General features: G+C 62.7%; 5 protein-coding genes. 3 read left to right on the top strand and 2 right to left on the bottom strand.

Going from position 1 to position 7,934, the window contains the following annotated elements:
• Positions 1–145: 145 nt before the first annotated feature.
• Positions 146–1,987 (bottom strand): DEAD/DEAH box helicase, encoded by a 1,842-nt coding sequence (locus ACSZPK_RS13620; RefSeq protein ID WP_437882001.1) that lies wholly within the window; start codon positions 1,985–1,987, stop codon positions 146–148.
• Positions 1,988–2,522: 535 nt separating this feature from the next.
• Positions 2,523–3,713, bottom strand: coding sequence for an SIP domain-containing protein (locus ACSZPK_RS13615; protein ID WP_437882000.1), 1,191 nt, complete (start codon positions 3,711–3,713; stop codon positions 2,523–2,525).
• A gap of 204 nt (positions 3,714–3,917) precedes the next feature.
• Here ACSZPK_RS13615 and ACSZPK_RS13610 point away from each other — a divergent pair, with 204 nt between their 5' ends.
• From ACSZPK_RS13610 to ACSZPK_RS13600, 3 genes are all read left to right on the top strand, one after another.
• Entirely contained in the window at positions 3,918–4,418 is a 501-nt protein-coding gene (locus ACSZPK_RS13610) for a sigma-70 family RNA polymerase sigma factor (protein ID WP_437881999.1), read from the top strand.
• A gap of 3 nt (positions 4,419–4,421) precedes the next feature.
• The gene (locus ACSZPK_RS13605) at positions 4,422–5,366 is read left to right on the top strand and encodes a FecR domain-containing protein (protein ID WP_437881998.1); all 945 of its coding nucleotides are present in this window, start codon (positions 4,422–4,424) and stop codon (positions 5,364–5,366) included.
• A gap of 88 nt (positions 5,367–5,454) precedes the next feature.
• Positions 5,455–7,905, top strand: coding sequence for a TonB-dependent siderophore receptor (locus ACSZPK_RS13600; RefSeq protein ID WP_437881997.1), 2,451 nt, complete (start codon positions 5,455–5,457; stop codon positions 7,903–7,905).
• The last annotated feature ends 29 nt before the right edge of the window (positions 7,906–7,934 follow it).

Here is a 7,934-nt window from a genome sequence, read left to right as displayed (position 1 = left end):
CCTGAACCGCCGTATACGGAACCGTACGTACGGTGGTGTGGGAGGACGGCGGGGGCGACCCCGCCTCCTACCCGATCTTGGCAGAAAAGAAAATGCCCGCGACCAGCGCGGGCATTTCTTTATCTGGCAGGCTACGCCACCACCATCACTCTGCCGCTTCGTTGCGGCGAATCAGCAGGGCTGGTTTTTCACCACGGCTGCGTTGGTTGTCCAGTTGCTCCAGCTGTTCGGCCGTCGGCAGGCGTTCACCTTTGCGAATGATCAGCGGTTGTTTGCTCGCGCGCGGTTCGGCAACGACAGGCTGCTGGCGATGTTCGTGGTCGATGCGACGTCCACCGCCGTTGTTGCGCCCCTGCTGGCCGTTGCGTGGCTGGCCGTTTCGCGGTTTGCCCTGGCCGGCGCCGCCTTGGCGCTGCTGGCCCTGGCCGCGACCGCCATTCTGGTTCTGGCCTTGAGCTTGGCGCTGTTGGCCGCCTTGGCCCTGGGCACCACGGCGCTGGTTGCGGCCTTGGGGCTTGGGTTGGGTCGGCGTGTAGTCCGCCCGGTTGCCGAAGTTATCGAACTCGTCGTCGAGAAACTCTTCGGGATCGCGTTCCGCCGGCAGGATATCCGGGTTCTTGGCCGCCCGGGCCGCGAGATTGATATCGACGCCTTTGCCTTGTTCGGGCTTGCCCTTGCCTTTGCCGCCGCGACGGTTGCGCGCGCGTTTTTCCTGGCCTTCCGCCGCTGGCTGGGTGCCATTGGCTTCGGCTGGCTTGCGTTCACGCTGCGGGCGGTCGGCACGAGGTTTGCGCTCCGGGCGTGGCGCGCGGACTTCCGGCTTCTCGGCTTCGATGGTGCTCGGGTCGAAGCCCATGACGTCGCCATCAGGGATCTTCTGCTTGGTCAGGCGCTCGATGGCCTTGAGCAGTTTTTCCTCATCGGGAGCGACCAGGGAGATCGCTTCGCCGCTGCGCCCGGCACGTCCGGTACGGCCGATGCGGTGCACGTAGTCTTCCTCGACGTTGGGCAGCTCGAAGTTGACCACGTGCGGCAACTGGTCGATGTCCAGGCCGCGCGCGGCGATGTCGGTGGCGACCAGGATGCGGATCTGGTTGGCCTTGAAGTCGGCCAGAGCCTTGGTGCGCGCGTTCTGGCTCTTGTTGCCGTGGATCGCGGCTGCCGGCAGAGCGTGCTTTTCCAGGTACTCGGCGAGGCGGTTGGCGCCATGCTTGGTGCGGGTGAAGACCAGCACCTGTTCCCAGGCGCCCTGGGTGATCAGGTGAGCCAGCAGGGCCCGCTTGTGCGTGGCCGGCAGGCGGAAGATGCGTTGCTCGATACGCTCGACCGTGGTGTTCGGCGGGGTGACTTCGATGCGCTCGGGATCCTGCAGCAGCTTGCTGGCCAGATCGGTGATGTCCTTGGAGAAGGTCGCCGAGAACAGCAGGTTCTGGCGTTGCGCCGGCAGGCGCGCGAGGACCTTCTTCACGTCATGGATGAAGCCCATGTCGAGCATGCGGTCGGCTTCGTCGAGAACCAGGATTTCCACGCCCGACAGGTCGATGGTGTTCTGCCCTGCGTGGTCGAGCAGGCGACCGGGGCAGGCGACCAGGATATCGACACCCTTGGCCAGCGCCTGGACCTGCGGGTTCATGCCGACGCCGCCGAAGATGCAGGCGCTGACCATCGGCAGGTCACGGGCGTAGACCTTGAAGCTGTCATGGACCTGGGCCGCCAGCTCGCGGGTCGGCGTCAGCACCAGCACGCGTGGCTGCTTGGCCGTGCGCCGATGGGCCTTGTCCGGATGGCCGCCTGGGAACAGGCGCTCCAGTACGGGCAGTGCGAAGCCGCCGGTTTTACCAGTACCCGTCTGGGCGGCGACCATCAGATCGCGACCTTGCAACACGGCGGGAATGGCCCGCTGTTGCACCGGAGTGGGCTGGGCGTAGCCGGCAGCTTCAACAGCACCGGCCAATGCCTCGGAGAGACCGAGGGAAACAAAGGACATGAGTAATCCTGTCTGTATAGGGCGAGGGCCCGATGGGGAACGTGCCTAGCTCGAATCGCCCGTGGGGGGCGACCCCGACCGGAGCTGCTGACCTGAGAGTGGCCTAGCATCCGGGCGCAAGCCTGGCGGGATGCACGTGAGTATAAACATTGCAAATGATTTGCGCAGCCATCTTCTGCTAAATGGCAATCGGCGCTTCAAGCTCCAGGCTGGAGCTAGGGTCTGTTGACGTTTCGGCGCAAGCCGCGTTGTCGCGAGAAATAAGCCCCGGTTAGGCGCAGGACGCAGGCAATGGTCATTCCCTTACCAAGTCCTGCAACGACAGCGGGGGTTATTTCTCGCACAACCCGAAGGGCCGGGCCAGTTTTTACACGATGCAGCGTTACTCGATGGCTCATTTAGCCCACTAAACTTCACATCTCGCGCCTCGCCTCGTGTAAAAGCTGGCTCCGGCGCGGTCGCGACGAAACGTCAACAGACCCTAGGTGTTGGCCTGCTCCCGCTTGTCGCTTGAAGTTGATGGCTTGGAGCCGTCTTATTCCCCCTGCGCTTCCGCATCCTCGCGCTTGGCGGCCTTGTGCTGGTCTTCGCTGCTGCCGAGTTTCCAGTAGCTGGAGATGTACAGGTCCTTGCGCTCGACCTGGCGTTCCTCCTTGAAGTGCTTGCGCAAGGCACGCATGGCGTTGAATTCGCAGGCGGCCCAGACGCTCGGGCGTCCCGCTGGCCAGTCCAGTCCGCGCACGCGCTCGACCAGTAGCTCACTGTCTTCGCCTGGATGCGGGTTGATCAGCCAATGCAGCTCGACCCCGGCCGGATGCCGCAGCGGCTGGATGTCGCTTTCAGCGATAACCTCGATGAGCGCATGGCCGCGGGCGTCGGCGGGTAATTGCTCGAGGTTGACGCTGATCGCCGGCAGGGCGGTCATGTCGCCGACAATGAGGAACCAGTCGGCGCTGTTGTCGACCAGCTTCTTCGGGCCGGGGCCGCCGATCAGGATCTGGTCGCCGGGCTTGGCGTCCTTGGCCCACTGCGAGGCCGGGCCGGCATCCTCGTGCAGGACGAAGTCGACGTCGAACTGGTCGGCGCGGTGATGACGCACGGTGTAGGTGCGCATCAGGTTCTTGTCGCTGTCAGCGACCGGGAAGATCAGTTTGATGTAGGCGCTTTCCTGGTCGGCCGGGAACTGGTCGATCTGTGCGCCGCCCAGGGTAATCCTGAGCATGTGTGGGGTGACGGGTTGCGAAGCGAGGACTTGCAGGGTTCTTGGGGTGGGGCGAGACATGGAGTTCTCCTGAATGTCGTTCAGCTTGTCGGCCATGTGGCGGGCCAACTGGATGAAGGTATTCATCTGCTCGGGTTGCAGCCCTTCGCTCATGCGTTGGGTCGCTTGCGAATCCAGTGCCATCACCTGCTGCAGGATGGCTTGCCCGGCAGGGCTCAACTCCAGCAGTTGGCTACGGCGATCCTGGGGGTTGTCGTGCTTGATGATCAGCGCGGCATCGAGCAGGTCGTTGAGGACGCGGGTTATCTGCGCCTTGTCGCGGCGCATGAGTACGGAAAGGCCAAGCGCGGTGCAGTTCGGGATATGCGCGATACCTCGCAGCACTCTGACGTGGGTGATGGGCAGTGCGATGCCAGCTTTCTGGATGGCACGGCGCATGTAGCTCTTGTAGGCGTGGGTCAGTTGCTGCAGTGGATCGGCGAGGTAGCGGGCAGTCATGTTCATCGGCTATTTGGTTGACGGTGTCAACTTAGTCGTATTGGTTGATAGTGTCAATTACTGGCCGTCGATTTCAGGCGGAACAGGCAGCAAGGCAGGGCAAAAGAGCGGGCCGTCCAGCCTTGCTGTCTTTAGTATCGTTCCCGACACCTTGTCTTGATATGAGAATTATTATCACTTAATGTCTGCCGCTTCCGCAGGAGGGCAGTCATGACGGATGACATCGTGGGTGGGTTGTATCGCGAGCACGGCTCCTGGTTGCAGGGCTGGTTGTATCGCCGCGTTGGCAGTTCCAGCCAGGCCGCCGATTTTGCCCAGGACGTTTTCGTGCGCCTGCTCGGCGTGCAACACAAGAACGGGCGCTTGCCTGACCTGGAAAGACCCAGGGCCTACCTGGCGACCGTTGGTCGTCATCTGGTGCATGACCACTTCCGCCGGCAATCCCTCGAGCGGGCCTATCTCGAGGCGCTGGCCGCAATGCCCGCCGAGGTGGCCCTGTCCGCCGAGGAGCTCACGTTGATCCACGAAACCCTGGAGCAGGTCGATCGCCTGCTCAGTGGCATGCGTCCGCTGGTTCGCCAGGTGTTCCTGCTGTCGCAGTTCGAAGGTTTGAATTATGTGCAGATAGCCAGGCAACTGGAGATCGGCGAGCGCTCGGTAAAACGCTACATGGCCCAGGCTTTCGAAGCCTGCGTGTTGTATGTGGAGTGAAGAGTGGACACCAACATCGACCGTGAGGTTGCCCGCCAGGCCGCCCATTGGCTGATGCTGCTGCACAGCGGCGAGGCTGACGAAAGGCAGTTGTACGACTGCGAGCGTTGGCGCCTGGCCGATCCTGAGCATGAGCGGGCCTGGCAGCGCGTACGCCAGGTCCAGGAAAAATTCGGCCTGCTGCCGCCGGGCATGGCGATGAGCACCCTCGGTCGCGAGCGGCGTAATGCCTTCAAGACGTTGCTGGTGCTCGCCATCGTCGCCCCGCTGGGTTACACGGCGTACCGCTTGGGCGAGCGCCAGCAATGGCTGGCCGACCAGCGCACGGCAATTGGCGAGCGCCGCAGCCTGGTGCTGGCCGATGGCAGCCGCATCCAGCTCAACAGCGACAGTGCCATCGACGTGCGTTTCGATGAGCGGCAGCGTCTGATCGTACTGCGTCGCGGTGAGTTGCTGATCGACAGTGGCAAAGACCCTGCTTTCGCCAGCCGGCCGCTGCGAGTGGAGACCGCGCAGGGCATGATGCAGGCCCTCGGCACGCGCTTCTCGGTGCGGCGCCTTGACGACCGGGCACTGACCCATCTTGCGGTGTTCGACGGGGCGGTACGCGCCAGTCCATTTCATGGCGACAGCGTTACCATCAGCGCGGGCCAGCAATTGCGTTTCAGCCAGGAGAGCCGTGGCGTGCTTTCAGCCGTGACGGAGGATGCCGCCGGTTGGAGCCGTGGCCAATTGATCGCCGATGGCATGCCGTTACGCGAGTTCCTTGCCGAGCTCGATCGCTACCGGGCCGGTTGGCTGCGTTGCGCGCCTGAAGTGGAAGGCCTGCGCATCAGCGGCACTTTCCAGCTCGATAACAGCGACGCAATCCTTGCCGCACTGCCGGCGACCCTGCCCGTGGTAGTGACTCGGCGCACGAACTATTGGGTGACGGTGCACGGGCGTTGACTCAAGCGCGTTGAAAATGCCTGGCCCTTTTTTCTCGCTCATCAGTCCTGAACAGGGAAATCTGCCCATAACACAGGATGTCGATTCGATGAGAACCACCCAAGGAGCCCGCCAGGTCCTGGCGCTTTCCCTGCTGGCTGCCGCGCTGGGCGCACAGCCGCTGCCAGCCCTGGCCGCACCGGCCGCTCACTACCAGATCCAGGCTGGCAGCCTGACCCAGGCATTGAATCGTTTCGCCGCCGAGGCCGGGATCACCGTGCAATTCTCGCCGGACCTGACAGAGGGGCGGGCCTCATCAGGCTTGCGCGGGGAGTACAGTGCGGAAGAAGGACTGGCGACATTGCTCGCAGGTTCTGGGCTGCAAGCCGTGAGCCAGGGCGATGGCGTCTATGTCGTCGTGCGCAGCGAGGCGGGCAGCGGCAGCGATGGCGCCCTCGAACTCTCCGCGCTATCGGTCAACGCACAGGGCACAACCACCGAGGGCAGTGGCCTGTACGGCGCAAGCACGGCCAAGACCGCCTTGCCCTTCAATATGTCGCTGCGCGATACCCCGCAGTCGATCAGCGTCATCAGCGAGCAGATGATCGAAGACAAGAAGATCAAGAACCTGGCCGATGTGATCGAGAACAGCACCGGTCTCTCGATCAACCGCTACGAGAGCAATCGCAGCAGCATTTTTTCGCGTGGCTTCAACATCAATAACTACCTCATCGATGGTTCGCCAACGACGATCAATGAACAGTGGAGCGCTGGCGAGCTGTTCAGCAATACGGTGGTGTATGACCACGTGGAAATCCTGCGCGGCTCGGATGGCCTCATGACCGGCGTTGGCAACCCTTCCGCGGTCATCAACCTGGTGCGCAAGCGGGCCGACAGCAAGACGCTGACCGGCAGTGTGGCGGTCGACGCGGGGAGCTGGTCGCAGCGCGGCACCACCGTCGATGTCGGCAGCCCGCTGACGCCCAGCGGCACGACCCGGGCGCGGGTGGTGGCGAACTATGACGAGGGCGACCATTACATGGACCTGCGCAAGAACCGCCAGCATATTCTCTATGCCACACTGGAGCAGGATATCGGTGACAGCACGTTGCTGTCGGCGGGGATCAACCACCAGGAGAACCACACCGGCAGCCCGACCTGGGGCGGCATGCCCGCCTGGATCGCCAGCAGCCCATACGACGCCACGCGCGCCGACTGGGGGCGCAGCAAGACCACCTCGGCCGCCTGGTCGTACTGGAATACGCAATACACCAACTGGTTCATCAACGCCGAACAGGGGCTGGGCGACGACTGGCGGCTCAAGTTGGGCTATTCGCGCGGCGACCGCCAGTCCGAGTCCAAGCTGATCGACAACTACTTCTATCCGATCAACCCGCAGGACGGCCATTCCTACCTCTATTTCGACTTCGGCGGCTTCATCTATGCCCTGCCCACCAGTGGCTACGGCGGCATGTATTTCGTCGACAACGACAAGGAGAACGTCGACGTACAACTGGAGGGCAAGTTCGAGTTGCTCGGGCTCAGCCACGAGCTGGCGTTCGGCTACGATCACGAGACCGAGCGCTTCGAGGCCGATGGCGCGCCAGCCAATATCGATGCCGATCAGGTGCCCAGCATCTTCGACTGGAACGGCCATGTCGTCGAGCCGAGTTACATCCCGCGGCAGAACTACCAGCACAACAAGATCACCCAGGAGGCGCTCTACGCGGCCGGGCGTTTTTCCCTGGCCGAGCCGCTCAAGCTGATCCTCGGCGCGCGCATGGTCGATTACCGTGTGGTCGACTTCAATGATTCCGGCAATGATTTCAAGCTCGACAACGAGGTGATTCCCTATGCCGGCCTGGTGCTGGACATCACCTCGAACATCTCCGCCTATGCCAGTTACGCAAGCATCTTCGAGCCGCAGAAACAGCGCAGCGCCAGCAACAAGTTGCTTTCGCCCATCGAAGGAAACACCCGCGAATATGGGCTGAAGGGGGCGTTCTTCGACAATCGCCTGAATGCCAGCCTGTCCATCTTCAGGATCCAGCAAGACAACGTAGCCAAGGCCAATGGTTTCATCGACAACGTGTCGCCATTGCAAACGGCCTACGTGGAAGTGAAGGGCGTGGAAAGCCGGGGCTTCGAAATCGAGGTCGTCGGTGAAGTGATGCCGGACTGGAACGTCAGCACCGGCTATTCCAGGTTCAAGGCCAAGGATGGCAACGGTGACGACGTCAATTCCCTGATCCCGCGCAAGCAGTTCAACCTGTTCACCAGCTATCGCCTGCCCGGAGCGCTGCATGGCTTGACCGTCGGCGGTGGCGTGCGCTGGCAGAGCGAGACCTATGCCCAGCAGGCGCTGACGCCCAAGCTGGAGCAGGACGCTTATTGGTTGGTGGACCTGATGGCGCGCTATCAGCTGGATAAGCAATGGTCGGCACAGCTCAACGTGAACAATGTGCTGGACAAGAAGTACTACGGGCTGACCGAGGATGCCATGCAGGTCTATCGCCAGCAGCCTCGCAGTACCGAGTTGACGGTCAAGTATGAGTTCTGAGGCTTGTAGCGGCGTGATCTGGCGTGGAT

This window comes from Pseudomonas sp. LRF_L74 (genome assembly GCF_965644255.1).
GTDB lineage: Bacteria > Pseudomonadota > Gammaproteobacteria > Pseudomonadales > Pseudomonadaceae > Aquipseudomonas.
Note: the sequence above shows the minus strand (reverse complement) of the source record. Positions and strands in the feature narration are given on the sequence as shown.